Here is a 25000-nt window from a genome sequence, read left to right as displayed (position 1 = left end):
GCGGTGCCTAGCCCGCAATCGCCCGTGCCGCCGCCATGCCCGAAGACCACGCCCACTGAAAGTTATACCCGCCGAGCCAACCGGTCACATCCACGGCCTCGCCGATGAAATAGAGCCCCGGCACCTCTTTCGCCGCCATGGTCTTGGAGGATAGCCCGTCGGTATCGACCCCGCCCAGTGTGACCTCTGCTGTGCGATAGCCTTCGGTGCCACCGGGGTGAAGCTGCCAGTTCTCGATGCCTTGAATGAATGCGGAAAGCCGCGCGTCGGACCAATCTGCCAGATTGCCCGACAGGTCGAAAGTCTGCCCCAGATGCTCCACCAGCCGCGCAGGCAGATGTTGGGCGAGCACGGTGGTGAAGTTCCGCCGCCCCGCGCGTTGCCGCTGGTCGCGGAGCGCGTCCAAGAGGGTGCCTTCGGGGGCAAGGTTCACGGTGATCGGCTCGCCTTCGCGCCAGTAGGAGGACGCCTGCAAGACGGCGGGGCCAGAGAGGCCGCGATGGGTGAAGAGCAGTGCCTCGTCAAACGCGGCCTCTCCGGCGGTGATACGCGCCGGGGTGGCCACACCGGCCAGCGGCGCGAAGCGGCCTTCGGCAAAGGTAAAGGGCACCAGCCCGGCCCGCGTATCGGTGACGCTCAGCCCAAACTGGCGCGCGATGTCATAGGCGACCCCGGTCGCGCCCATCTTGGGGATCGACTTGCCCCCGGTGGCGATCACGAGGTTGCGAGCCGTGACTTTCACTAACTTATCAGGTGTTTGCAGGTCGAAGCTGAACTGCCCATCGACCTTCGCGAAATTGCTGGCACTGCTCTTCAGTTGCAGATCGACCCCGGCCTGCTGCATCAACCCGCGCAGCATGGCGATGATCTCTTTCGCGCTGGTGTCGCAGAAAAGCTGGCCGAGGGTTTTCTCATGCCACGCGATGCCGTGACGGTCGACCAGTTCGATGAAATCCCACTGTGTGTAGCGGGCCAAAGCGGATTTGGCGAAATGCGGGTTCTGGCTCAGAAACGCCTGCGGCTCGCAATACATATTGGTGAAATTGCAGCGCCCGCCGCCAGAGATGCGGATTTTCTCGCCCGGGGCTTTGGCATGGTCCACCACCAGCACCCGCCCGCCCGCATGGGCGGCGCACATCATACCCGCGGCACCGGCTCCGATAATGGCTGTATCGACTTGCATGGGCGCGCTCTGCCTCAATGTGCCGCCCCGGTCAAGAAGACGTGAGACCGGTTGCCGCTTTGCCAAGGCGCCATAGCTGGGGTGCAACGCAACTGACGAAAGGAGCAGAGAATGACCAAACTGACCGCAGAACAGGATTTTCCGAAGATGGACGTGAGCAAGCTCGGCGGCGGCACGCTGACCTTGGGCCAGCCACAAGAGGGGCGCGATTGGCAGTTGGTGGTGGTTTACCGCGGCCTGCACTGCCCGATTTGCAAAAAGTATCTCGCGCAATTGGAAAAGCTGCAAAGCCAGTTCCATGAGATAGGCGTCGATGTGATCGCCGTTTCCGGCGACCCCGAAGAGAAGGCCAAGGCCATGGCCGAGGAAGACAGCCTGACCCTGCCCATCGGCTATGACCTCAGCCTCGACCAGATGGCGGAACTGGGGCTCTACATTTCTGACCCGCGCAGCCCGCAGGAGACCGATCGGCCCTTCGCCGAACCTGCGACCTTCGTTATCAACGATAAGGGCAAGGTGCAGATCATCGACATTTCCAACGCGCCCTTCGCGCGGCCTGAGTTGGAAGGTCTGCTGAACGGCCTCAAATTCGTCCGCGACAAGGGCTACCCGGTGCGCGGCACCCATAAGGCCGCCTGATCGCGCGCGTTGAAGGGGCGACCTGATCGCCCGTCAGCGGGGCTTGGCAAAGCCCCGCTGACCCCGCCCGCCTTAGCGGGGTGAAATGCACTAGCTTCATATGACAATTCGGGCTATTCTGCCCGGATGAGACCCCGCAAAGGGGCCGTTGAGGCAGTTAAGGCAGATACCCATGACAGAGATGGTCTATGGCGCGGTCCCGGTGCGGGATGGTGAACCGATCCTTCCAAAATGGTGGCGCACGGTCGACCGTTGGGCTTTGTCCTGCGTGTTGATCCTCTTTGCCGTCGGCATGCTTTTGGGGCTGGCCGCATCCCCGCCCTTGGCCGCGAAAAACGGCTTTGATGCTTTCCACTATGTGCAGCGACAGGCGTTCTTCGGCGGATTGGCGCTGATCGCGATGTTGCTGACCTCGATGATGTCCCCGGTGCTGGTGCGGCGTCTGGCGGTGCTGGGCTTTGTGGTCGCCTTCGTGGCGCTGGCGCTGTTGCCTTTCTTCGGCACCGATTTCGGCAAGGGTGCGACGCGCTGGTATTCGCTGGGCTTCGCCTCGTTCCAACCTTCCGAATTTCTGAAACCCGGTTTCATGGTCGCCGCCGCATGGATGATGGCTGCTGCGACCGAGATTAATGGCCCTCCGGGCAAATCTTGGTCCTTCGCGCTGTGTATCTCCATCGTGCTGATGCTGGCGATGCAGCCCGACTTCGGGCAGGCCTGCCTTGTGCTGTTCGGCTGGGGCGTGATGTATTTCGTCGCAGGCGCGCCGATGGTGCTGCTGGTCGGCATGGCGGGGCTGGTGGTTCTGGCGGGCACATTCGCCTATTCCAATTCCGAACACTTCGCGCGGCGGATTGATGGCTTTCTTAGCGTCGATGTCGATCCGACCACCCAGCTTGGCTATGCCACCAACGCCATCCGCGAGGGCGGGCTTTTCGGCGTAGGCGTCGGCGAGGGCGAGGTGAAATGGTCGCTGCCTGACGCGCACACCGACTTCATCATCGCCGTCGCCGCCGAGGAATATGGCCTGATCATGGTCGTCTGCATTATCGCCCTATATACTGTCGTGGTCGTCCGGTCGCTGCTGCGTCTGGTGCGCGAGCGTGACCCCTTCATCCGGCTGGCCGGAACCGGGCTGGCCTGCACATTCGGAGTACAGGCAATGATCAACATGGGTGTGGCAGTGCGGCTTTTGCCCGCCAAGGGCATGACCCTGCCTTTCGTGAGCTACGGCGGCTCTTCGGTGATCGCCAGCGGCATCGCCGTGGGCATGCTGTTGGCCTTTACCCGAACCCGCCCGCAGGGTGAGATCAGCGATATTCTGGGCCGGGGCCGCCGCTGATGGCTGCCCCACTGTTGATCATCGCCGCCGGGGGGACCGGTGGGCATATGTTTCCTGCGCAGGCCTTGGCCGAGGTGATGTTGAAGCGCGGCTGGCGGGTGAAGCTCAGCACCGATGCGCGCGGCGCGCGCTATACCGGCGGCTTTCCCGAAGCGGTCGAGATCACCCAGATCAGCAGCGCCACATTTGCCCGCGGCGGGGTGGTGGCCAAGGCGCTGGTGCCCTTCCGCATCGCCGCCGGTGTGGTCCGCTCGGGCCTCAACATGCTGCGCGACCGGCCATCGGTCGTGGTGGGCTTTGGGGGCTATCCGTCGATCCCGGCGCTCGGTGCTGCTTGGGCGCTGCGCATGCCCCGGATGATCCACGAGCAGAATGGCATTTTGGGCCGCGTGAATGAGATTTTTGCCAAACGGGTTCACGCCGTGGCCTGCGGCATCTGGCCCACCAAGCTACCCGAGGGCGTGCAGGGCTGGCATGTGGGCAATCCGGTCCGCGCCGCCGTGTTGGACCGCGCCGGTGCCGCCTATATCCCGCCGGGTGACTACCCGATGGAGGTCTTGGTGATGGGCGGCAGCCAAGGCGCACGCATCCTCTCGGACGTGGTGCCCCCGGCGCTTGCGGCCCTGCCGATGAACATGATCCGCAATATCCGTGTCAGCCATCAGGCCCGCGACGAAGACGGCCAGCGGGTGGCGGACTACTACGCCGAATCCGGCATCAGCGCCGATGTGCGCCCCTTCTTTGACGATGTGCCCCGCCGCATGTCCGAGGCGCAGCTGGTGATCAGCCGCTCCGGTGCCTCCAGCGTGGCCGACCTGTCGGTCATCGGGCGTCCGTCGATCCTGATCCCCTTTGCCGCCGCGGCGGGGGATCACCAAAGCGCCAATGCCCGCGGCTTGGTCGAAGCCGGGGCCGCGATCATGGTGCCCGAACGCAAAGCCAATCCAGATATCATGACCGACCAGATCCTCGCTGTGCTTGAGATGCCCGAAGGGGCAATGCAGATGGCGCGCGCCGCGCTTTCGGTCGGCAAACCCGACGCGGCCGAGACATTGGCCGATATGGTTGAGCAGCTTGCCGCCCAAGGCACGCTCACCCCCGCAGAAGAGGAACACCCGCAATGAACGCCGCCGCCACAAAACTGCCGACCGATGTCGGCCCGATCCATTTCGTCGGCATCGGCGGCATCGGCATGTCCGGCATCGCCGAAGTGCTTTTGAACCACGGCTACAAGGTGCAGGGGTCGGACCTCAAAACCACCAAAATCACCGTGCGGCTGGCCGAATTGGGCGGGCGCATCTTCGAGGGGCAGGCGGCTGAGAATATCGAAGGCGCGGCGGTGGTCGTGATCTCTTCGGCGATCAAGCCGGGCAATGCCGAGTTGGACGAGGCTCGTCGCCGTGGCTTGCCCGTCGTCCGCCGGGCCGAGATGCTGGCCGAGCTGATGCGGCTCAAGTCCAACATCGCGGTGGCGGGGACCCATGGCAAGACGACGACCACCACGCTGGTCGCAGAACTGCTGGTCGCAGGCGGTATCGACCCCACGGTCGTCAACGGCGGAATCATCCATGCCTATGGCTCCAACGCGCGCATGGGGCAGGGCGACTGGATGGTGGTCGAGGCGGATGAGAGCGACGGCAGTTTCAACCGTTTGCCCGCCACCATCGCCGTCGTCACCAATATCGACCCCGAGCATATGGAGCATTGGGGCGACTTCGACACGCTGCGGCAGGGGTTTTTGAACTTCGTCTCGAACATCCCCTTCTACGGGCTGGCGGTCTGTTGCACCGATCACCCGGAGGTGCAGTCGCTTGTGGGCAAGCTCACCGACCGCCGCGTGATGACCTATGGGTTCAACGCGCAGGCCGATGTCCGCGCCGTGGGGCTGCATTACAAAGACGGCGTGGCGCATTTCGACGTGCATCTTCAGTCCGAAGACAAGGTGATCGAAAATTGCGCCCTGCCGATGCCCGGCGATCACAACGTCTCGAACGCGCTGGCGGCGGTGACCGTGGCGCGGCACCTTGGGATGAAGCTTGAGCAAATCCGCGACGCTTTGGGCAGCTTTGGCGGGGTGAACCGCCGCTTTACCCGCGTGGGCGAGGTGGACGGCGTGACCATCATCGACGACTACGGCCACCACCCGGTCGAGATCGCCGCCGTGCTGAAAGCTGCGCGGCAGGCCAGCGCGGGCCGCGTGATCGCCGTGCACCAGCCGCACCGTTACTCTCGACTGTCGCATCACTTTGACGAGTTCTGCGCCTGTTTCAACGATGCCGATGTGGTGGGCATTGCCGATGTCTATGCCGCGGGCGAAGAGCCCATTCCCGGCGCCGACCGGGACGGGCTGGTCGCGGGGCTAATCCAGCACGGCCATCGCCACGCCTATGCGGTCGAGGATGCCGAGGCGCTGACCCAACTGGTCCTGCGCGAGGCGCGCCCGGGCGATATGGTGGTCTGCCTTGGGGCGGGCACGATCAGTGGCTGGGCCAATGACCTGCCCGAGGCGCTGCGCGCGGCCAAGGGGGCGGCTGCGTGACCCTCGTCTGGCTGTCGATCCTCTGGGTCTTCGCCGCCGTGACCGTGGCCATGCTGCCGCTGCGCTCTCAATACCTGCCGGGGGTGGTTCTGCTGATTGCCGCGCCCTTGCTGATCATCGCCATCGGTGTGACCCAGTCTTGGGCCTATGCGCTTTTGGCGCTGCTGGCGTTCCTGTCGATGTTCCGCAACCCGTTGCGCTATCTCTTGGCGCGGCTGCGGGGCCAAAAGCCGGAGCTGCCGAAATGAGCCTCTCTCTCATCCTCGCCTGCTTCTGGTTCGTGATCGCGAACATCCTTGCCATGACGCCCAGCAAGGATTCCCATTGGCGCAGCGCTTATCTGCTGATCGCCGTGGGCATTCCCATCGTCGGTTTCGTCACTGCGCAGCACGGCCCGTGGGTGGGCTTACTGGTGCTGGCGGGGGGCTGTTCGGTGCTGCGTTGGCCCGTCGTCTACTTCGCGCGCTGGCTGCGCCGCGGGGCGGGGCGGGTCAAAGGCCCGGCAGAATGACCCTGACGCCGACCCTCGTGGCGCTGCTCTCGGTCTTTGCGGTCTGGATGATCGCCTGTATCTGGACCGGTTTTCGCGCCCGCCTACTGTGGTTCTTTTTTGTGCTGGCGACAGGCTTTGCGCTCAATGCCACATGGATGGTTTTCGGGCTGGATGCGCGGGTGTTCGAGCCGCATGCGCTTTTGGCGCAGCTTTCCGTCTTATTCTATGCGGTGGGCGGTTTCGGGCTGGGCTGGCTTGCGGGGCGGGTGGCCAAACGCTGGCGCGAGAGCCGCGTCGATCCGCCGTCTTCTTGATGGTTTGCCCCGCCTTATAAATGCGCTAAGTCCGGCGCCATGATTAAGCTGAACATTCCCGACCTGCGCGGCAGGCTGACCCCAAATCGCGCCCTGAGCGACCTGACATGGCTCCGCGTCGGCGGCCCTGCGGATTACCTGTTCCAACCCGCCGATGTGGAGGACCTGTGCCTTTTCATGCGGCGTTTGCCGCAAGGGGTCACGGTTTTCCCCATTGGGGTGGGCAGCAACCTCATCGTGCGCGATGGCGGGCTTCGGGCGGTGGTGATCCGGCTGGGCCGGGGTTTCAACGGGATCGAGGTCGACGGAGATCAGGTGACGGCGGGGGCCGCAGCGCTCGACGCCCATGTGGCACGCAAGGCGGCGGATGCGGGGCTGGATCTGACCTTTCTGCGCACCATTCCCGGCAGCATCGGCGGCGCGTTGCGCATGAATGCGGGTTGTTACGGCAGCTACACGGCGGATCACTTCGTCTCGGCTCAGGCTGTGACCCGCGCGGGCGAGGTGGTGACCCTTACGGCGGATGACCTCAACTTCCGCTACCGGCAGAGCGATCTGTCGCCCGGCGCGGTGCTGATCGGGGCGACCTTTGCGCCGCCCAAAGGCGAGCCGGAGGAACTGCACGCCCGGATGGAGCAGCAGCTTGCCAAACGGGATGAGAGCCAGCCCACGAAAGATCGCAGCGCCGGATCCACTTTCCGCAATCCGGCGGGCTTCTCTTCGACCGGGAAGGCGGATGATGTGCATGATCTGAAGGCGTGGAAAGTGATCGACGACGCCGGGATGCGCGGGGCCACCGTAGGCGGCGCGCAGATGAGCCCGAAACACTCAAACTTCCTGATCAACACCGGCGGCGCCACGGCCCATGATCTTGAGACATTGGGCGAAGAGGTGCGAAAAAAGGTTTACGCTTCAAGCGGTATAAGGCTAGAATGGGAAATTAAGCGCGTCGGTGAGAAATTGGGCGATCCGGCGCCGCAAAGCTAAGCCGCGGCGCAGCAGCTAAGCCACGGCAGAAGCAAAGAAAACAACGATAGGGGCCGCAAACGGTCCGAGGCGAAGAGGCACTTTGGTGGGTAAGTCGAGCGGACAGACCCCGACAGTGGCGGTATTGATGGGTGGCCCCTCGGCCGAGCGTGAGGTGTCCCTGTCCAGTGGGCGTGCATGCGCCGCTGCCTTGCGGGAACATGGCGGATATAACGTGATCGAGGTCGAAGCCGACCGCGATCTTCCAGCCGTTCTGGCCGATCTTAACCCCTATGCCGTTCTGAATTGCCTACATGGCCGTTGGGGCGAAGATGGCTGTGTGCAGGGGCTGCTGGAATGGCTCAAGCTGCCCTACACCCATTCCGGCGTGCTGGCCTCGGCGCTGGCGATGGACAAACAGCGCTCCAAAGATGTGTTCCGCCACGCGGGGCTGCCGGTGTTGGAAAGCGTGATCGCGCCCAAGGCCGATGTGATGGCCGCCCATGTCATGGCGCCGCCCTATGTGGTGAAGCCCAATAACGAAGGCTCTTCGGTCGGGGTCTACCTCGTGGCCGAGGAAAACAACGGCCCGCCGCAACTGTCCGAAGACATGCCCGCCGAGGTAATGGTCGAGACTTTCGCGCCGGGGCGTGAGCTGACCACCACCGTGATGGGCGACCGGGCGTTGGCGGTGACGGATATCATCACCACCGGCTGGTATGACTATGACGCGAAATACAAGCCCGGCGGCTCGCGCCATGTGGTGCCCGCCGATCTGCCGCAAGAGATCACCGATCTGTGTTTCGATTATGCCCGCCGCGCCCATGCGGCGCTTGGCTGCAAGGGCATCAGCCGCACCGATTTTCGCTGGGACGAGGCGCGCGGCCCCGAGGGGCTGATCCTGTTGGAGACCAACACCCAGCCCGGCATGACTGCCACTTCGCTCTCACCCGAGCAGGCCGCCGCCTGCGGCATTTCATTCCCTGAGCTATGCGCCTGGATGGTGGAGGACGCTACATGCGATCGCTGATCCGCCGCCGCCCGGAAACGGTCAAGGCCGACCCCGCCCCATCGCGGTGGTCATGGCGCATGCAGCGCCTGATGCTGACGCCGGGTTTCCGCTTTGCCCTGCGCGTGGGGCTGCCCTTCACGCTGAGCCTGCTGGCAGGCACGATCTATATGGCGGACGAGGAGCGGCGCGGCACCGTGGTGCAGGCCATCGCCGACGTGCGCGCCAGCATCGAAGAGCGGCCCGAGTTCATGGTCAAACTCATGGCCATCGACGGGGCGAGCGACATGCTCTCGACCGAAATCCGCACCGCGCTGCCGCTGGAATTCCCGCTGTCCTCCTTCGATCTCGATCTGCCGCAGATCCGCGAGAAGATCACCGACATCGACGGGGTAAAACAGGCCAATGTGCGCATCCGCCCCGGCGGCGTGCTGCAAATCGACGTAACGCCGCGCGTGCCTGTGGCCGTCTGGCGCAGTGAAACGGGGCTGGCTTTGGTGGACAATACCGGTGCCCATGTGGCACGGATCGAGGCGCGTCGCGATCATGCCGACCTGCCGCTGATCGCCGGGGCAGGGGCTGACAAAGCGGTGCCGGAGGCGCTCAGGCTGATCGGGGCCGCGAATGTCTTGGGCGACCGGCTGCGCGGTTTGGTCCGCGTTGGTCAGCGCCGCTGGGACGTGGTGCTGGACCGCGATCAAACGATCATGTTGCCCGAAGAAAACGCGCTGCAAGCGCTGGAACGGGTGATCGCGCTGGAAGGCGCACAAGAGGTTCTTACGCGGGACGTGGCGCGTGTGGACATGCGGTTGGCGGCAAGACCAACCCTTAGAATGAACGAAGATGCCACCCGCGAATGGTGGCACATCAGGCAGCTTTCCGGCCAGTAAGATGGCCATTGGAATCGGGACAGTAACGAAATGATGGACCTATACGACAGTCAGCGTTCGATGCGGCACATGCGCAAATTGGCGATCCAACGCGGGGTGGTTGCCATTTTGGATGTGGGCAGCTCCAAGATCGCCTGTCTGGTGCTGCGCTTTGACGGAGCGGGGCTTGATAGCGACAGCGGCGACATCGGGTCCTTGGCCGGGCAGTCGGGGTTCCGGGTCATCGGGGCGGCGACCACCCGCTCGCGCGGGGTCCGCTTTGGTGAGATTTGCGCCATGGGCGAGACCGAGCGCGCGATCCGCACTGCGCTTCAGGCCGCACAGAAAATGGCTGGTATCCGCGTCGATCACGTCATCGCCTGTTTCTCGGGCGGGGAGCCGCGCAGCTATGGGCTCGACGCCTCGGTCGAGTTGGAGGGGCAATCGGTCTCGGAGCAAGACGTGGCGCGGGTGCTGGCGGGCTGCGACGTGCCGGAATATGGCGAGGGCCGCGAGGTGCTGCACGCCCAGCCGGTGAACTTCGCGCTGGATCACCGCTCCGGTCTGGCCGACCCGCGCGGCCAGTTGGGCAACAGCCTCTCGGTGGACATGCATATGTTGACCGTCGACGCCGATACGGTGCAGCATCTGGCCCATTGCATCAAACGCTGTGATCTGGAACTGGCCGGGATCGCCTCATCCTCCTACGCCTCGGGCATCTCGGCGCTGGTCGAAGATGAGCAGGAGCTAGGTGCCGCCTGTATCGACTTTGGCGGTGGCACCACGGGCCTGTCGATCTTTATCAAGAAACATATGATCTATGCCGATACGGTGCGGATGGGCGGGGATCACGTCACTTCCGACATCTCCATGGGCCTGCAAGTGCCGATGGCCAATGCCGAGCGGATCAAGACCTTCTACGGCGGGGTGCATGCCACCGGCATGGACGACCGCGACATGATCGAGATCGGCGGCGAGACCGGTGATTACGAACACGACCGTCGCACCGCCAGCCGGGCGGAGTTGATCGGCATCATGCGCCCGCGTGTCGAAGAGATCCTCGAAGAGGTCCGCGTTCGGCTGGATGCCGCCGGTTTCGACCACTTGCCAAGCCAACAGATTGTGCTTACCGGGGCGGGCAGTCAGATACCGGGCCTTGACGGGCTGGCCAGCAAGATCCTTGGCCAGCAGGTTCGTCTGGGACGTCCGCTGCGCGTGCATGGGCTGCCGCAGGCCGCGACGGGGCCGGGCTTCGCCTCTGCCGTGGGGCTTGCGCTGTTCGCGGCGCATCCGCAGGACGAATGGTGGGATTTCGACATTCCCGCCGATCGCTACCCGTCCCGCTCGCTCAAACGCGCGGTGAAATGGTTTAGAGACAACTGGTGACCCCAATATCGGGTGAGAAGCCCGAGATAAGGCGGAAACTGGCAAGTTTCTGCCCATATTTAGCGTCAAAACGATGTTTTTTAGGTGACGATGCGGCCCTAGCCCGGTAGGGTCGGGTAAATTTGGTCGAAAAACTCCCGCAGAACGCGGATAACTGGACAGGCGGACAGCACATGACACTCAACCTTTCAATGCCAGGACATGATGATCTGAAACCCCGTATCACCGTCTTCGGTGTTGGCGGGGCAGGCGGCAACGCGGTCAATAACATGATCGAAAAGCAACTTGACGGTGTTGATTTCGTCGTGGCCAACACCGACGCACAGGCGCTGCAACAGGCGCAGGCCGAGAACCGCGTGCAACTGGGCATTAAAGTGACCGAAGGTTTGGGTGCGGGCGCCCGCGCCTCTGTCGGCGCTGCCGCTGCCGAAGAGAGCATCGAGCAGATCGTCGACCACCTTGCTGGCGCGCATATGTGCTTTATCACCGCAGGCATGGGCGGCGGCACCGGCACCGGGGCGGCCCCGATCATCGCGCAGGCCGCGCGTGAACTGGGCGTGCTGACCGTCGGCGTCGTGACCAAGCCCTTCCAATTCGAAGGCGCCAAGCGCATGCGTCAGGCCGAAGACGGCGTTGAGACGCTGCAAAAGGTCGTCGACACGCTGATCATCATTCCGAACCAGAACCTTTTCCGTCTGGCGAACGAAAAGACCACCTTCACCGAAGCCTTCTCGCTTGCCGATGACGTGCTGTACCAAGGTGTGAAGGGCGTGACCGACCTGATGGTCCGTCCGGGCCTCATCAACCTCGACTTCGCCGATGTCCGCGCCGTGATGGACGAGATGGGCAAGGCGATGATGGGAACAGGCGAGGCCGAGGGCGAAGATCGCGCCATCCAAGCCGCGGAGAAAGCCATCGCCAACCCGCTGCTGGACGAAATCAGCCTGCGCGGTGCCAAGGGCGTGCTCATCAACATCACCGGCGGTCAGGACCTTACCCTGTTCGAACTCGACGAAGCGGCCAACCGCATTCGCGAGGAAGTGGACCCCGAGGCGAACATAATCGTCGGCTCCACGCTGGACGAAAGCCTTGGTGGCCTGATGCGCGTCAGCGTTGTCGCCACTGGCATCGACGCCACCGATGTGAACACCGAAATCCCGGTCCCGCGCCGCTCCATGAGCCAGCCTTTGCGTCAGAACGTATCGGTCGACGATGTGGCGCAGGTGTCCGCTGCGCAGGCGCCAGTCGCTGCATCCGTGACTGCCGAAGCGCCGCAGGAAGTTGAACAGGCTGCCCTGTTCCAAGACCTCCAGCCGACACAGCGTGAGCAGGATCAGTACGAGGACGAGAACGTTGTCGAAGACGACGACGGTCTGCCCGCACCGGCCTACCAACCTGAGGTCGCCGCATTCGAGCCGCGTCAGGAAGAGAATATCGAAGCTGAGCCCGAAGCCTTCGTCGCACCGCGTGCGCCGACCCCCGGCACACCGTCCCCCGAAGCGCTGGCCCGTCTGCGCGCCGCCGCTCAGAAGGCCGCGCCCGAGCAGCACCGTCAGGCCCAGCAGCAGCAGGGTGAGCAGGGCGATAAGGGCCGTTTCGGCATCAACTCCCTGATCAACCGGATGACCGGCCACGGCGAAGGCGAGGCGCAAGCCCGCCCCGCGCGTCAGCAGCCGCCGGTGCAAACCCGTGCCTCTGCTGCCGCGCCGCAGCCGCAGGAAAACAACGATCCCGATCAAGAACGCATCGAAATCCCCGCGTTCCTGCGCCGTCAGGCCAACTGAACTGATCACGATAGATGACGAAAGGGCTGCTTTAGGGCGGCCCTTTTTCTTTTTAGAACAACGCCTTGCCTCCGGGTAAGCGCAGCCGCGCTCAAATGTTGCAGTGATGTTTCAGACCGTTGCAAAGATTGAGTTGAGCAAAACGAACCCGCCCCTTAATCCAGAGTTCAACACACAAGAAGATGTTCGAAGCTTGAGGATGACCCGGTGCAGACAACGATCGAATCAGCGGTAAGTTTTACTGGCACAGGCCTGCACTCCGGTCTGCCTGCGACGGTGACACTGCGCCCGGCGTCGGCCCATCACGGCATCTGGTTCTCGCGCAGCGATGTGGCGGTCGGTGACCGTCTGATCCCCGCCCGCTGGGACGCGGTGAACCGCTCGCCGCTCTGCACCAAGCTGGAAAACCCCACCGGCCTGTCGATCTCGACCGTCGAGCATCTGATGGCCGCCGTGGCGGGCTGCGGCATCCACAACCTTTTGATTGAGATCGACGGCCCCGAAGTGCCGATCCTCGATGGTTCCTCCGTGCCTTTCGTGCGCGGCATCATGCAGCGCGGTCTGCGCCAGCTTGCAGCCCCCGTGATGGCCTTCGAAGTGCTGAAAACCGTTACCGTGCAGGATGGCGACGCGGTCGCGACGATCTCGCCCGCCGATACGCTGCGCATCGACTTTGAAATCGACTTTGCCGATGCCGCCATCGGCCAGCAGCGCAAGTCGCTGGTGATGAACAATGGCTCTTTCGCGCGCGAACTCTGCGACAGCCGCACCTTCTGCCGTCAGGCGGATGTCGAGGCCATGCAGGCCAATGGTCTGGCGCTTGGTGGCGAAGCGGGTGAGAACGCGGTGGTTTTTGACGGCGATGCCGTCGTCAGCCCCGGCGGCCTGCGCCACGCGGATGAGCCTGTGCGGCACAAGATGCTCGATGCGCTCGGCGATCTGGCGCTGGCTGGGGCACCGCTTTTGGGCCATTACGACGGCAAACGCGCGGGCCATTCGCTGACCAACACGCTGCTGCGCGCGCTCTTTGCCACGCCGGACGCCGTGCGTCTGGTGGCCTGCGATGCGGCGCAAACGGCGCGGCTGCCCGGCTCCGGCCTGATCTGGGACGAAATCCCGCAGGTCGCCTGATCACGGGACAGGGGAGGAGCACCGCAAAGCGCAGGGCGCTTAGGCGGCGAAGTGCCATTGAACGCCCTGCCAATGCCTTGTATTCACTAAGCCGAAGTGACAAGCCTGACCCAGCGATGCGCCACCGCGCAGCCGCCTGCGGACGGGGGCGGAATGGGCGTTTTGCAACGCAGTTTATTGTGCTAGTCACATGCGCAAGAGGGTCAAAGACCATGGGTTGGACGATGCAAGGGGTGCGGGCATGACGGTAGCGGGATCGCGCAAGCGGACGATCAGTGCGGTGCTTCTGGTCGCGACATTGGCAGCCTGCGGCGGTGGTGACGGACGCTCTGACGGGAACTTCTTCAACCCGCAGGAAATCCCGCTTGAAACCTATTCGGCTGAGCAGATTTTCGAGCGCGGCGAATATGAGCTGACCAACAACAACCCCGGCGAAGCGGCATTCTATTTCGCCGAAATCGAGCGTCTCTATCCATATTCCGAATGGGCCAAACGCGCCCTGATCATGCAGGCTTTCGCCTATCACAAGGATCAGGACTATCCCAACAGCCGCTCCGCCGCGCAGCGCTTCATCGATTTCTATCCCGCCGATGACGACGCCGCCTATGCGCAGTACCTCTTGGCGCTGAGCTATTACGATCAGATCGACGAAGTGGGCCGCGACCAAGGGCTGACCTTCCAAGCGCTGCAATCCCTGCGCGCCGTGATCGAAGGCTACCCGGACAGCGAATATGCCCGCTCCGCGATCCTGAAATTCGACCTCGCCTTCGACCATCTGGCGGGCAAGGAGATGGAGATCGGCCGCTACTATCTGCGCCGCGATCACTATACCGCCGCGATCAATCGCTTCCGCGTCGTGGTCGAGGATTTCCAGACCACGACCCACACCGCCGAAGCGCTGCACCGTCTCGTGGAATCCTATCTGTCACTGGGCCTGAACCATGAGGCGCAGACGGCGGGGGCCATCCTTGGCCACAACTACCGGGGCTCCGAGTGGTATGAGGACAGCTACAAACTGCTGACCGGGCGCGGCCTTGAGCCTGCCTTCTACAAAGACAATTGGCTGGGTGCAGCCTATCGCCAGACCATCAAGGGCGAGTGGCTTTAAGGGGGGTGGGATCGCCCACCCGACGGTTCTAGATGCTGCGCGGACTTGATATTTCAGACATGCTGATCATCGACCGGCTGGAGCTTGGCTTCCAGCCGGGGCTGAACGTGCTGACCGGTGAGACGGGCGCGGGCAAGTCGATCCTATTGGATTCGCTCGGCTTCGTTCTGGGCTGGCGCGGGCGTGCCGATCTGGTGCGCCAAGGGGCAGAACAGGGTGAGGTGAGCGCGTGGTTCGATCTGCCGCCGGGCCACCCGGCCCATGCGGTGCTGGAAGAGGCGGGATTGCCTGCCGGAGACGAATTGATCCTGCGGCGGATTAACACTTCCGACGGGCGTAAGACCGCTTGGGTCAACGACCGCCGCTGTTCGGGTGAGGTGCTGCGCCGCCTGTCCGAAACATTGGTGGAACTGCACGGCCAACATGACGATCGCGGCCTGCTGAACCCACGCGGCCACCGTGCCATCCTCGACGACTACGCCGGAAATGCCGCTGCGATTGCCAAGGTTCGCGAGGCGTGGAGCGCGCTCGGGGCCGCCCGCAGAGCCGCTGCCGCCGCCGCTGCCGAACGCGAAGCCATCGCCGCCGAGGAAGAATTTCTGCGTCACGCGGTGGCCGAGTTGGACAAGCTCGACCCCGAAGCGGGAGAGGAGGCCACCCTCGACACCCGCCGCCGCCAGATGCAGGGGGCCGAGAAAATCCGCCGCGATGTGGTCAACGCTTACGAATTGATGGGTCAAGGCGGCGCAGAGACCGCCATGGGCGACGCGCTGCGCTGGCTCGATGGGGTGGCCGACAAGGCCGAAGGCGCGCTGGAGGGCCCGCTCGCCGCGCTCAACCGGGCCATGGTAGAACTGGACGAGGCGATGTCGGGCGTGGCCGATGCGATCGACGGCATGTCGTTCGACCCCTATGAGTTGGAAGCCTGCGAAGAGCGGCTCTTTGCGATCCGCGGCCTTGCACGCAAACATGACGTGCAGCCCGATGAACTGGCCGGTTTCGCCGACACGCTGCGTGCCAAGCTCGATGCGCTCGATGCGGGCGAAGCGGCGCAGGAGGGGCTGGAGAAAGCCGTCCGCGACGCGCAGGCGCTTTATGACGAACGTGCCACCGCGCTGACCGACAAGCGCCGCAAGGCCGCGGCCAAGCTCGACAAATCCGTGGCGGCAGAGCTTGCCCCGCTCAAGATGGAACGCGCAGTGTTCCAGACGCAATTGACCGAAGAACCCGCAGGCCCCGAGGGGCGCGATGCGGTCTCTTTCACCGTCGCCACAAACCCCGGCGCGCCTGCCGGGCCCTTGGGCAAGATCGCCTCGGGCGGGGAGTTGAGCCGGTTCCTCTTGGCGCTGAAGGTTTGCCTGACCCAGACCCAATCCGGTCTCACCCTGATCTTTGACGAGATCGACCGCGGGGTAGGGGGCGCGACCGCCGACGCCGTGGGCCGCCGCCTGAAGGCGCTGGCCGCCGAGGGGCAGGTCTTGGTCGTCACCCATTCGCCGCAGGTCGCAGCCCTTGGCGCGCATCACTGGCGTGTGGCGAAATCGGTGTCCAAAGGCATGACCACCTCGACCGTCACACCCCTCGGCCCCGAAGAGCGGGTGGACGAAGTTGCACGGATGCTCGCGGGCGATACCATCACCGATGCGGCCCGCGCGGCGGCTGAGGTGCTGCTGAACGGGCAACAGGGCGCGACGACGTCATAAATGACGGTTTTACCTAAGGTCAGCTTGTCTTAGACAGGAAGAGCCTAACTGGTTAAAGTCCCATGCCTCCGCAAGATAACGCATTCTTTTCCCAACAACTTCAGCAGGCGCTTGGCGGCTGCAAACAGGGCTGGACGGTGCTGCGCACCCGGGGGCCGGGGAAGGTCACATTCTGGTTCATCGCGCTGCTGGTGGGCATCGCCGCGGGCTTTGCCGCCCTGTTCTTTCGCAAGGGGATCAACTGGTTGCAGGCCACGCTTTACGGCACCGACGATGTGCAATTCCTGCACAGTTTTCTTGCCGGGCTGCCGTGGTATTGGGTGGTGCTGATCCCGACCTTAGGCGGGTTGCTTGTGGGGTTGATCTTGCACCGTTTCACCCGCGACGGGCGCGCGCGCAGCGTGGGCGATGTGATCCTCGGCGCCGCCATGCACGACGGTCGGGTTGAGACGCGCGCCGGGGTGGCCTCGGCGCTGGCCTCGCTCATCACCCTGTCGACAGGCGGCTCCTCGGGCCGCGAAGGGCCGGTGGTGCATCTGGCCGCCGTGATCTCGACCAAGGTCAGCCGCTTCATCAAGGCCGATGGGATCACCGGGCGGGATCTCTTGGGCTGCGCCGTGGCGGCGGCGGTCTCGGCCAGCTTCAACGCGCCCATCGCTGGCGCGCTCTTCGCCCTCGAAGTGGTGCTGCGCCACTTTGCAGTCCACGCCTTCGCCCCCATCGTCATCGCCTCCGCCGCAGGCACGGTGATCAACCGGCTGGAGTTCGGCGGGCTCACGGAATTCGTGCTGCCCGGCCTTGGCGACGTGCAATTCTACGTCGAACTGCCCGCCTTCCTGCTTTTGGGGCTGACCTGCGGTCTGGTGTCGGTCGTGCTGATGCGCGCGATCTTCTGGGCCGAGGATTTCGGCAACTACTTGCAAGCGCGCACCGGTCTTGCCCGCTGGCTGCGCCCGGCGGTGGCGGGGGCGATCCTTGGGGTCATCGCGCTCTGGTTTCCCCATATCATCGGCGTGGGCTATGAGACGACCTCCCGCGCGCTGGTCGGCGAACTGGTGCTGCATGAGGCGATCATCTTTGCCGTGCTCAAGGTCGCCGCCGTGGCGATCACGCTTGGCGGGCGGATGGGCGGCGGGGTGTTCTCGCCCTCGCTGATGCTGGGCGCTTTGACCGGGCTTGGCTTCGGGATCATCGCCACCGGTGTCTTCCCCGAGATTTCGGGCTCTTCCTCGCTCTATGCTCTGGCGGGGATGGGCGCGGTGGCCGCCGCCGTGCTGGGCGCGCCGATTTCGACCACACTCATCGTATTTGAGATGACGGGCGACTGGCAGACTGGTCTGGCGGTGATGGTCGCCGTCAGCATGTCGACCGCACTGGCCTCCCGTCTGGTCGACCGGTCCTTCTTCCTCACCCAGATGGAGCGGCGCGGCATCCATCTGGCCGCAGGTCCGCAGGCCTATCTGCTCTCGATGTTCATGGTGGGCCGCATCATGCGCCGCCCCGATGATGAAGACGCGGCCTCGGAAGACGCCTGTTGGGATTTGATCGACAAGGGTACCTATATCGACGGCAGCGCTACGCTAGAGGCCGCTTTGCCGCTGTTCGATCAGACCCATTCCAATTTCATCCCGGTGGTCACCCTCAGCGCGGATGCGCCGCCCGAATTGCTGGGCGCGCTGTTCCATGTCGATGCGCTGAAAGCCTATAACCGCGCCCTCGCCGCTACGGCGGCAGAGGAGCATTCCTGAGCCGCGCTCAGATCCGTTCGATGGCGATTTCTTCCATCGGCGTGAAGGCCAGATAGCCCTTGATCTCGGCCACATCGGCTTTCGGGTTTTCATAAGACCAGACGGCGTCTTGCAAGGTCCGGCTCTTGGTCACCACCGAGAAATAGGTCGCATCGCCCTTATGCGGGCAATGGCTGGTCTTGTCAGTGCCATCGAGGAACGCCATGGCGATGTCGCCACGCGGGAAATAGATCACCGGCGGATAGTCCCCCTCGCGCAGTTCCAGCGCGCCCGTGGACTCGCCCAATACGGCCCCGCCAGCGCGAACAACCCATGTGCCCTCAGCCGGAGTAATCTTGATATGGTCGGCCATGCCGTACCCCCCTTTACTTAAATCGGACGCTCACAGGGGCGCCGTTGCCGCATCCAACCACAGTTTTGTAACAGGTGATACCCGCGGCCCGATCTTTTCCGCCACGTCGCGGTGATAGGCGTTTAGCCAGTCCCGCGCCTCAGGGCTGAGCGCCGCCACATCAATCAAACGCCGATCAATCGGCACCAGCGTCAGCGTGCGCCAATCAAGCATCTTGCGATGCGCATCACCGCCGGGCAGGGCGGGGGCCTCTTGCACCACCAACAGGTTCTCGATCCGAATGCCAAAGGCCCCCTCGCGGTAATAGCCCGGCTCATTGCTAAGGATCATACCCGGTTGCAACGGCACATGGCTCATCCGGCTCAGCCGCTGCGGCCCCTCATGGACCGAGAGATAGGCGCCCACCCCATGGCCCAAACCGTGATCGAAATCCTGCCCCGCCATCCAAAGCGGCAAACGGCCCAGCATCTCGATATCTCGCCCCGCAAGCCCACGCGGCCAGCGCAGACGGCTCATGGCGATCATCCCTGAAAGCACCCGCGTGAAGGCCGCGCGCGCCTCTTGATCGGGGCTGCCGATGGCGATGGTGCGGGTAATATCGGTGGTGCCGTCCAGATATTGACCGCCGCTGTCGAGCACCAAAAGATGCCCCTCCTGCAAAACGGTATCGGTCTCTTCATTCACCCGGTAATGGATGATCGCCCCATTCGCCCCGGTGCCCGAGATCGTCTCGAAACTGATGTCGCGCAGCGCAGGGTCCCGGCGGCGCAGGCCTTCCAACTGCTCCACCACCTGCGTCTCGGTGACCGTGCCGTGCGCCTGCGCATCCAGCCAGGCGAGCAGCTCGACCATCGCGGCACCATCGCGCAAATGCGCCTCAGCCGCCCCGGCAATCTCGGCGTCATTCTTGCAGGCTTTGGGTAAAGCACAGGGGTCTTCACCGGCCTGCGCCCGATCCCCCAGCAAATCCGCGAACAACAGCGGGGCCGACTGCCGATCAAGCCGCACCGGCCCCTCGAGCGCGCGCAGGTAATCGGGCAGCCCCTCAGGATCCCGCTGCACCACCGCTGGCCCCAGATGCTCTTCCACATCTACCAGTTTCTCAGCGGCCATGAACAGATCGACCCGCGCATCGTCATGCAACACGGCAAAACCATGCGCCACCGGGTTGCGCGGAATGTCTTGCCCGCGAATGTTCAGCAACCAGTTGTGGCTGTCGGGCAGGGTGATCAATGCCGCCTTCTGCCCCGCCGCGCGCAAATCCGCGGTCAAACGCCGGCGCTTGGCCTCATGGCTTTCCCCTGCAAAACGCTCAGGATGCGCCGCCACCTGGCCCATCGGGGCATCGGGTTGGTCTTCCCAAATACGGTCGACCATATTCGAGACGCACCGCATCTCGATGCCAGACCCCGCCAAGGCCTCGAACAAAAGATCCATCTGCGCGGGCGTATGCAACATCGGATCGAAACCAACCACACCGCCCTCGGGCAATTGATCCTTCAACCAATCGGCCAAAGACACCTCGGGCCAAGGCACCGGGGTAAAGACATCCGCCACCTGCGCTTTGACCTGCGTCCGATAGCGCCCGTCGATGAAAACCCCCGCCACATCGCGCAGCGCCGCACAGAACCCGGCAGAGCCGGTGAACCCCGTCAGCCAAGCCAGCCGATCATCCCGCGGGGCAACATACTCACCCTGATGCGTATCGGCGCGGGGCACGAGAAACCCTTCCAAGCCCGCCGCCTGCAACTCCGCCCGCAGCGCCGCCAAACGCGGGGGACCCTGTTCCGGACGCGCGGTGACCTCGAAACTCTGGAACACGCGGCCCCTCCTTCATCCTTTTTCAAATACCGATCCGACGGTTCAGCCCACGCGGCGCATGCCCATGACACGCGCCCGTTTCCGCGGATCGCTGTCAAAGAGCGCTGCAAGCTGTTCTGTCATCGCCCCGGCAAGCTGATCCACATCCGTGATCGTGACGGCGCGGTCGTAATAACGCGTGACATCATGGCCAATCCCGATCGCCAAAAGCTCGACCGCGCGGCGTTTTTCGACCATGGCGATCACGTCGCGCAGGTGTTTTTCCAGATAGTTGGCTGGGTTTACCGACAGGGTGCTGTCATCCACCGGCGCGCCGTCGGAAATTACCATGAGGATCTTGCGCGCCTCATGCCGCGCCAGCATCCGCCGGTGCGCCCATTCCAGCGCCTCACCGTCAATGTTCTCTTTCAGCAGACCCTCTTTCATCATCAGACCCAAGTGGTCGCGCGTCCGGCGCCACGGGGCGTCGGCGCTTTTGTAGATGATGTGGCGCAGATCGTTCAGCCGACCGGGCTGCGCGGGGCGGCCATCGTTAAGCCACGCCTCGCGCGCCTGTCCGCCCTTCCAGGCGCGGGTGGTAAAGCCGAGGATCTCGACCTTGACGTTGCAGCGCTCCAGCGTGCGGGCGAGCACGTCGGCGCAGATCGCAGCGATGGAAATCGGGCGGCCTCGCATCGAGCCGGAGTTGTCCAAGAGCAGCGTCACCACGGTGTCACGGAACTCGGTGTCCTTTTCGATTTTGAAGCTAAGCGGCGTCGTGGGGTTGGCCACCACCCGCGCCAGACGGCCCGCGTCCAACGTGCCCTCTTCAAGGTCGAATTCCCACGAGCGGTTTTGCTGCGCTTGCAAGCGGCGTTGCAACTTATTCGCCAGACGGCCCACAGCGCCTTTCAGCGGCTCTAGCTGCTGATCCAAATAAGCGCGCAGGCGTTCCAATTCGATTGGCTCGGCCAGTTCCTCGGCCCCGATCACCTCGTCATGCTCGCCCTGATAGACACGGTATTCCGGGTCGGCGTCCGAGACGGGCGGCGGCGGCGGCGGGTCCATGGGCGCGTCGCCCTCGGGCATCTCCGCCTCGTCGCCCAGCTCCTGATCGGCCTCGTCATCCATCGAGACCTGCGCCTGACTTTCGTCGTGCTGCTGCTCTTGGCTGTTCTCGGGGGTGCCTTCGGCCTCTTCCTCGTCCTGATCGTCTTGGCCGGTGCTGTCGGGATCCTGCTCCTCTTCGGTGCCCTCTTCGGCCTGATCCTCTTGATCCTCGTCTTGGCTGTCGGGATCGTCGCCCAACTGATCGCCATAGCCGAGGTCCGAGATCATCTTGCGGGCCAGCCGCGCGAAATCCGCCTGATCGGCAAGGCTGCCGTCGATCCCTTCGAGCGTGCCGCCCGCCTGATCTTCGATAAAGCCGCGCCAGAGTTCCATGGCGTTCTCGGCCCCTGCGGGCAGATCCCGCCCGGTGGCCAGATGCCGCACCATATAGCCCGCCGCGACCGAGAGCGGCACGTCGCTGGCCTGTTTGGCCTGATCGTAGCCGCGGCGCAGGGCTTCATGCTTGATCTTGACGTCGATGTTGCCAGCCGTGCCGGGCATGTCGCGCGCGCCCATCGCCTCACAGCGCGCGGTCTCCATCGCCTCGTAAAGCTCGCGCGCCATGTCGCCTTGGGGAGCATAGCGGGCGTGGGTCGCGGCATCATGGTAGCGGCGGTTCAGCGCCAGCGCATCGGCTGTGCCGCGCGCCAGCAGCACCTCTTCGCGGGTCATCCGGCGGCTCACTTGCGGCAGGCGCATCGCATCGCCCGAAAGCCCCGAAGGGTCGACCGAGTAGCTGACCGTCAGCTCGGCGTCATCGGCCATGACCTTGGTCGCCTCGGCCAGCGCCTTTTTGAACGCGTCAGCGGGGTTGTCGCTTTGTTTACTCATGCCGGTCCCCTTGTCTGTCAGGCAGGCGCGCGTCTGGGAAGGGCAGGGCGCCTTTGCGTGCCGAAACGCGTCCTGCAGGGCGGCGGGCGAACCCGCCGGGGCGGCTTAGCCCAAGCTCAGGCTGGCCGCGCTTTCGGGCAGTTCCTCGTCGAACAAACGCTGGTAGAACTCCGCCACGGTCTGACGCTCCAGCTCATCGCATTTGTTGAGGAAGGACAGCCGGAAGGCATAGCCCACATTGCGGAAGATCTCGGCGTTCTGCGCCCAAGCGATCACGGTGCGCGGGCTCATCACGGTCGACAGCTCGCCGTTCATGAAGGCGGTGCGGGTGAGGTCGGCCACGGTGACCATCTGCTTGAGGGTCTTGCGGCCCTTCTCGGTGTTGTAATGTGGGTTCTTGGCCAGCACGATGGCGGTCTCGGCGTCGATGCTGAGGTAGTTCAACGTGGCGACAAGGCTCCAACGGTCCATCTGCGCTTGGTTGATCTGCTGTGTGCCGTGGTAAAGCCCGGTGGTGTCGCCCAAGCCCACGGTGTTGGCCGTGGCGAAGAGGCGGAAATAGGGGTGCGGGGTGATGATCTCGTTCTGATCCATCAGCGTGAGCTTGCCGTCATGCTCCAGCACGCGCTGGATTACGAACATCACATCGGCGCGGCCCGCGTCGTATTCATCAAAGACAATCGCGGTCGGGTTGCGCAGGGCCCAAGGCAGGATGCCCTCGTGGAATTCGGTGACCTGTTTGCCGTCGCGCAGTTTGATCGCGTCTTTGCCGATGAGGTCGATCCGGCTGATGTGGCTGTCGAGGTTGACGCGCACGGTGGGCCAGTTCAGCAGGGCGGCGACCTGTTCGATATGGGTCGATTTGCCCGTGCCGTGGTAGCCTTGGATCATGACGCGGCGGTTGTGGCTAAAGCCTGCGAGGATCGCCAGCGTGGTGTCGGGGTCGAACTTATAGGTGCTGTCGATATCTGGCACGCGGCTGGTGCGCTGCGGGAAACCCTTGACGACCATATCGGTGTCGATGCCAAAGACATCGCGCACCGAGACCTCTTCGGTGGGTTTCATGTCATGTTCCAGTGCACCGTCGGCCATCGCTCGTCATCCTTTTCCTTAGGCGCGCGGTCGGGGCCGCGCGCGTATCTGGTGCAACATATCGTGCATATCCGCAAGGGGAAGGGGGCAACTGGCATTATCCGCAACCGGCCGCTGGTCCGGTCGCGGGATCAGTCCTTGAAGTTGCGGCTGCCCTTGATCTGGTCCCATGCCCAGACGACCAGTTGCAACTGCTCTTCCTGACTGCGGTCACCGCCGTTCATATCGGGGTGCAGCACCTTGATCAGCGCTTTGTAGGCTTTGCGGACCTCGGGCTTTGTCCAAGTGTCTTTGGCTTCGAGAATCTCGATCGCGCGGCGTTCGGTGGGCGGCAGGCGGCGGCCGGCTTGCTGGCCCTTGCCGGGGTTTTGGGTCGCGTTCTTGCCCAAGACCTGATGCGGATCTTCGATGCCAAGACGCGCCCATGCGCGCTGCTCGGGGTCGCCCAGTGGTTTGGTGGTGCGCTCCCAGACCTTGTCCTTGGACATCTGCGCGTTCATCTCGGCCTCGGTGGTGCCGTCAAAGAAGCTCCACTTCGCGTTATATTCGCGCACGTGTTTCTGGCAGAACCAGAAGTAGTCATCCAGCACATCGGGCGCTTTGGGCGCGCGGAACTTGCCCGGCTCGTCGCAGCCTTCGTGGTCGCAAATCCGGGTCGAGGTTTCCGACGCACCGGACATGCCGCGGCGGCCGCGGGGGTTTTTCTTTTTGGAGGACGACACGGACATGTCGAATCCGAAGGGATCAGGTTTTGGCATGTGGATAGACCTTTCCGACTCAGGCCGGTCACCATATACCCTGCGTCGCAGGATTGAAGGGGGCCGGGGGTAAAAACATGTCCACAACACAAGAGATTTCGGATCGGCTGGAAGCCGCTTTTGCGCCGCGTGAACTGGAGGTGGTGGATGACAGCGAAAGCCATCGCGGTCATGCCGGATTTCAGGAGGGGGGCGAAAGCCACTTTAACGTGCGCATCCGGTCAGAGCGTTTCAAGGGCCAGAACCGGCTGGCGCGGCACCGGGCGGTGCACAGCGCTTTGGGGCCGGACCTGATGGGGCGCATTCACGCGCTGGCGCTTGATCTGGACGAATAAGCGCCGCGTTCAGGGCTTTGTTTTATCGTCGTCTTCGTCGCTGCGCTGCGGCGAAGCTTCATCCGTTGAGGGGCCGGACAGAAACGCAGGCGGCGTCGCCGCTTTGGCGGGTTCCTCTTTCGCGGGCGCGTCATCCTCGGGCGTGATGGAGGCGGGCGCATCGGCCTGAAGCGCGGTGTCTTCGCCTTCGATCGTGGCGGCCAAGGCGGGCGTTGCGGCAGCAGTGGCGGGCGGCAGCAGATCGCCATCCTCCTGCGGACCCGCAGCAGTCGCCAAGCGGCGGAACACCAGCACATTGCGCCATTCCGTGGTGGTCGAGGTCAGGCCCGAACGCTCTTGCGAAGGCAAAGTCTCGGCCCGCTGGTATTCCCAGCCCTCGGCGGCCTGTTCGTTCAGGCATTCTTCCAAGGTTTTGGCGAAACGCGCTTCGGGGGCCTTCAGACCTTTGGCTTTCTGCCCTTTGCTGGGGGCGGGAAGGATCTTGTATTCGTAGCGCATAGGGGCCTCGGCT

The 25000-nt window shown here is 63.9% G+C and carries 24 protein-coding genes; 17 read left to right on the top strand and 7 right to left on the bottom strand.

The annotated features are described in order from the left end of the window. Window positions 1-7: 7 nt before the first annotated feature. Window positions 8-1183, bottom strand: a complete 1176-nt coding sequence (locus tag ACGYK4_RS00685) for an NAD(P)/FAD-dependent oxidoreductase (protein WP_394454714.1) — start codon at window positions 1181-1183, stop codon at window positions 8-10. A 111-nt stretch (window positions 1184-1294) separates the two neighbouring features. On the opposite strand from ACGYK4_RS00685, the gene ACGYK4_RS00680 reads away from it, so the two are divergent. The 16 genes from ACGYK4_RS00680 (at window position 1295) to ACGYK4_RS00605 (ending at window position 18211) form a co-directional block, all read left to right on the top strand. Beyond that, the gene (locus tag ACGYK4_RS00680) at window positions 1295-1822 is read left to right on the top strand and encodes a peroxiredoxin-like family protein (RefSeq protein ID WP_394454713.1); all 528 of its coding nucleotides are present in this window, start codon (window positions 1295-1297) and stop codon (window positions 1820-1822) included. Between the two features lie 172 nt (window positions 1823-1994). Then, on the top strand, window positions 1995-3161 hold the full coding sequence (gene ftsW, locus ACGYK4_RS00675; RefSeq protein ID WP_067261784.1) for a putative lipid II flippase FtsW: 1167 nt from the start codon (window positions 1995-1997) through the stop codon (window positions 3159-3161). Then, window positions 3161-4285, top strand: coding sequence for a UDP-N-acetylglucosamine--N-acetylmuramyl-(pentapeptide) pyrophosphoryl-undecaprenol N-acetylglucosamine transferase (locus tag ACGYK4_RS00670; RefSeq protein WP_394433082.1), 1125 nt, complete (start codon window positions 3161-3163; stop codon window positions 4283-4285). The genes ftsW and ACGYK4_RS00670 overlap by 1 nt, the downstream gene beginning before the upstream one ends. Continuing rightward, window positions 4282-5700: a UDP-N-acetylmuramate--L-alanine ligase gene (murC, locus tag ACGYK4_RS00665; RefSeq protein ID WP_394454712.1), complete on the top strand. Its 1419-nt coding sequence runs from the start codon at window positions 4282-4284 to the stop codon at window positions 5698-5700. The genes ACGYK4_RS00670 and murC overlap by 4 nt, the downstream gene beginning before the upstream one ends. Beyond that, window positions 5697-5948, top strand: coding sequence for a DUF2484 family protein (locus tag ACGYK4_RS00660; protein ID WP_271693380.1), 252 nt, complete (start codon window positions 5697-5699; stop codon window positions 5946-5948). The genes murC and ACGYK4_RS00660 overlap by 4 nt, the downstream gene beginning before the upstream one ends. Then, window positions 5945-6211: a DUF2484 family protein gene (locus ACGYK4_RS00655; protein WP_394454711.1), complete on the top strand. Its 267-nt coding sequence runs from the start codon at window positions 5945-5947 to the stop codon at window positions 6209-6211. Before ACGYK4_RS00660 ends, ACGYK4_RS00655 begins: the two co-directional genes overlap by 4 nt. Further along, a complete protein-coding gene (locus ACGYK4_RS00650; RefSeq protein WP_394454710.1) occupies window positions 6208-6507 on the top strand; it encodes a hypothetical protein in 300 nt (99 codons plus the stop codon). The genes ACGYK4_RS00655 and ACGYK4_RS00650 overlap by 4 nt, the downstream gene beginning before the upstream one ends. Before the next feature lie 39 nt (window positions 6508-6546). After that, window positions 6547-7494 (top strand): UDP-N-acetylmuramate dehydrogenase, encoded by a 948-nt coding sequence (murB, locus tag ACGYK4_RS00645; protein WP_394454709.1) that lies wholly within the window; start codon window positions 6547-6549, stop codon window positions 7492-7494. An 85-nt stretch (window positions 7495-7579) separates the two neighbouring features. Then, window positions 7580-8503 (top strand): D-alanine--D-alanine ligase, encoded by a 924-nt coding sequence (locus ACGYK4_RS00640; RefSeq protein WP_394412105.1) that lies wholly within the window; start codon window positions 7580-7582, stop codon window positions 8501-8503. After that, window positions 8491-9372 (top strand): cell division protein FtsQ/DivIB, encoded by an 882-nt coding sequence (locus ACGYK4_RS00635; protein WP_322327986.1) that lies wholly within the window; start codon window positions 8491-8493, stop codon window positions 9370-9372. The genes ACGYK4_RS00640 and ACGYK4_RS00635 overlap by 13 nt, the downstream gene beginning before the upstream one ends. A 30-nt stretch (window positions 9373-9402) precedes the next feature. Continuing rightward, the gene (ftsA, locus tag ACGYK4_RS00630) at window positions 9403-10737 is read left to right on the top strand and encodes a cell division protein FtsA (RefSeq protein WP_067263257.1); all 1335 of its coding nucleotides are present in this window, start codon (window positions 9403-9405) and stop codon (window positions 10735-10737) included. A gap of 173 nt (window positions 10738-10910) precedes the next feature. Continuing rightward, complete coding sequence (gene ftsZ, locus ACGYK4_RS00625; protein ID WP_394454708.1) at window positions 10911-12521, top strand: cell division protein FtsZ; 1611 nt, start codon at window positions 10911-10913, stop codon at window positions 12519-12521. Between the two features lie 207 nt (window positions 12522-12728). Then, window positions 12729-13652, top strand: a complete 924-nt coding sequence (gene lpxC / locus ACGYK4_RS00620) for a UDP-3-O-acyl-N-acetylglucosamine deacetylase (RefSeq protein WP_394454707.1) — start codon at window positions 12729-12731, stop codon at window positions 13650-13652. A gap of 241 nt (window positions 13653-13893) precedes the next feature. Beyond that, window positions 13894-14760, top strand: a complete 867-nt coding sequence (locus ACGYK4_RS00615) for an outer membrane protein assembly factor BamD (protein WP_271693389.1) — start codon at window positions 13894-13896, stop codon at window positions 14758-14760. 32 nt (window positions 14761-14792) lie between these two features. Then, window positions 14793-16463, top strand: coding sequence for a DNA repair protein RecN (gene recN, locus ACGYK4_RS00610; protein ID WP_394454706.1), 1671 nt, complete (start codon window positions 14793-14795; stop codon window positions 16461-16463). 62 nt (window positions 16464-16525) lie between these two features. Beyond that, window positions 16526-18211 carry a chloride channel protein gene (locus ACGYK4_RS00605; RefSeq protein ID WP_394454705.1) on the top strand — a complete coding sequence of 562 codons (1686 nt, stop codon included), beginning with the start codon at window positions 16526-16528 and terminating at the stop codon, window positions 18209-18211. Window positions 18212-18218: 7 nt separating this feature from the next. Here the strand turns inward: ACGYK4_RS00605 and ACGYK4_RS00600 are convergent, their stop codons facing one another. From ACGYK4_RS00600 to ACGYK4_RS00580, 5 genes are all read right to left on the bottom strand, one after another. After that, window positions 18219-18563 carry a DUF427 domain-containing protein gene (locus tag ACGYK4_RS00600; RefSeq protein WP_394454704.1) on the bottom strand — a complete coding sequence of 115 codons (345 nt, stop codon included), beginning with the start codon at window positions 18561-18563 and terminating at the stop codon, window positions 18219-18221. A gap of 30 nt (window positions 18564-18593) precedes the next feature. Further along, window positions 18594-20384 (bottom strand): aminopeptidase P family protein, encoded by a 1791-nt coding sequence (locus ACGYK4_RS00595; protein ID WP_394454703.1) that lies wholly within the window; start codon window positions 20382-20384, stop codon window positions 18594-18596. A gap of 42 nt (window positions 20385-20426) precedes the next feature. Continuing rightward, window positions 20427-22304, bottom strand: coding sequence for a cobaltochelatase subunit CobT (gene cobT / locus ACGYK4_RS00590; protein ID WP_394454702.1), 1878 nt, complete (start codon window positions 22302-22304; stop codon window positions 20427-20429). Between the two features lie 105 nt (window positions 22305-22409). Beyond that, window positions 22410-23396 (bottom strand): cobaltochelatase subunit CobS, encoded by a 987-nt coding sequence (cobS, locus tag ACGYK4_RS00585; RefSeq protein WP_067263280.1) that lies wholly within the window; start codon window positions 23394-23396, stop codon window positions 22410-22412. Between the two features lie 131 nt (window positions 23397-23527). Further along, window positions 23528-24154, bottom strand: a complete 627-nt coding sequence (locus ACGYK4_RS00580) for a J domain-containing protein (RefSeq protein ID WP_168612010.1) — start codon at window positions 24152-24154, stop codon at window positions 23528-23530. Window positions 24155-24231: 77 nt separating this feature from the next. Between ACGYK4_RS00580 and ACGYK4_RS00575 the strand changes: the two genes are divergently transcribed. Next, a complete protein-coding gene (locus ACGYK4_RS00575; protein ID WP_067263286.1) occupies window positions 24232-24489 on the top strand; it encodes a BolA family transcriptional regulator in 258 nt (85 codons plus the stop codon). A 9-nt stretch (window positions 24490-24498) separates the two neighbouring features. Here the strand turns inward: ACGYK4_RS00575 and ACGYK4_RS00570 are convergent, their stop codons facing one another. Then, window positions 24499-24987, bottom strand: a complete 489-nt coding sequence (locus tag ACGYK4_RS00570; RefSeq protein ID WP_394454701.1) for a DUF4177 domain-containing protein — start codon at window positions 24985-24987, stop codon at window positions 24499-24501. Window positions 24988-25000 lie beyond the last annotated feature (13 nt).

The organism is Sulfitobacter sp. 1A13368, from assembly GCF_043557275.1.
Lineage (GTDB): Bacteria > Pseudomonadota > Alphaproteobacteria > Rhodobacterales > Rhodobacteraceae > Sulfitobacter > Sulfitobacter faviae.
The sequence above is the reverse complement of the archived record's forward strand: the minus strand, read 5'-3'. Positions and strand labels throughout refer to the sequence as shown.

Bases quoted from the DNA above. Each gene is read 5' to 3' on its own strand.
- recN (WP_394454706.1), top strand. From the start codon at position 14,793: ATGCTGCGCGGACTTGATATTTCAGACATGCTGATCATCGACCGGCTG.
- ACGYK4_RS00570 (WP_394454701.1), bottom strand. From the start codon at position 24,987: ATGCGCTACGAATACAAGATCCTTCCCGCCCCCAGCAAAGGGCAGAAA.
- ACGYK4_RS00600 (WP_394454704.1), bottom strand. From the start codon at position 18,563: ATGGCCGACCATATCAAGATTACTCCGGCTGAGGGCACATGGGTTGTT.
- cobS (WP_067263280.1), bottom strand. From the start codon at position 23,396: ATGGCCGACGGTGCACTGGAACATGACATGAAACCCACCGAAGAGGTC.
- ACGYK4_RS00575 (WP_067263286.1), top strand. From the start codon at position 24,232: ATGTCCACAACACAAGAGATTTCGGATCGGCTGGAAGCCGCTTTTGCG.
- ACGYK4_RS00685 (WP_394454714.1), bottom strand. From the start codon at position 1,183: ATGCAAGTCGATACAGCCATTATCGGAGCCGGTGCCGCGGGTATGATG.
- murC (WP_394454712.1), top strand. From the start codon at position 4,282: ATGAACGCCGCCGCCACAAAACTGCCGACCGATGTCGGCCCGATCCAT.
- ftsZ (WP_394454708.1), top strand. From the start codon at position 10,911: ATGACACTCAACCTTTCAATGCCAGGACATGATGATCTGAAACCCCGT.
- ACGYK4_RS00635 (WP_322327986.1), top strand. From the start codon at position 8,491: ATGCGATCGCTGATCCGCCGCCGCCCGGAAACGGTCAAGGCCGACCCC.
- ACGYK4_RS00615 (WP_271693389.1), top strand. From the start codon at position 13,894: ATGACGGTAGCGGGATCGCGCAAGCGGACGATCAGTGCGGTGCTTCTG.
- ACGYK4_RS00605 (WP_394454705.1), top strand. From the start codon at position 16,526: ATGCCTCCGCAAGATAACGCATTCTTTTCCCAACAACTTCAGCAGGCG.
- ftsA (WP_067263257.1), top strand. From the start codon at position 9,403: ATGATGGACCTATACGACAGTCAGCGTTCGATGCGGCACATGCGCAAA.
- ACGYK4_RS00650 (WP_394454710.1), top strand. From the start codon at position 6,208: ATGACCCTGACGCCGACCCTCGTGGCGCTGCTCTCGGTCTTTGCGGTC.
- ACGYK4_RS00670 (WP_394433082.1), top strand. From the start codon at position 3,161: ATGGCTGCCCCACTGTTGATCATCGCCGCCGGGGGGACCGGTGGGCAT.
- murB (WP_394454709.1), top strand. From the start codon at position 6,547: ATGATTAAGCTGAACATTCCCGACCTGCGCGGCAGGCTGACCCCAAAT.
- ftsW (WP_067261784.1), top strand. From the start codon at position 1,995: ATGACAGAGATGGTCTATGGCGCGGTCCCGGTGCGGGATGGTGAACCG.
- cobT (WP_394454702.1), bottom strand. From the start codon at position 22,304: ATGAGTAAACAAAGCGACAACCCCGCTGACGCGTTCAAAAAGGCGCTG.
- ACGYK4_RS00655 (WP_394454711.1), top strand. From the start codon at position 5,945: ATGAGCCTCTCTCTCATCCTCGCCTGCTTCTGGTTCGTGATCGCGAAC.
- ACGYK4_RS00580 (WP_168612010.1), bottom strand. From the start codon at position 24,154: ATGCCAAAACCTGATCCCTTCGGATTCGACATGTCCGTGTCGTCCTCC.
- ACGYK4_RS00680 (WP_394454713.1), top strand. From the start codon at position 1,295: ATGACCAAACTGACCGCAGAACAGGATTTTCCGAAGATGGACGTGAGC.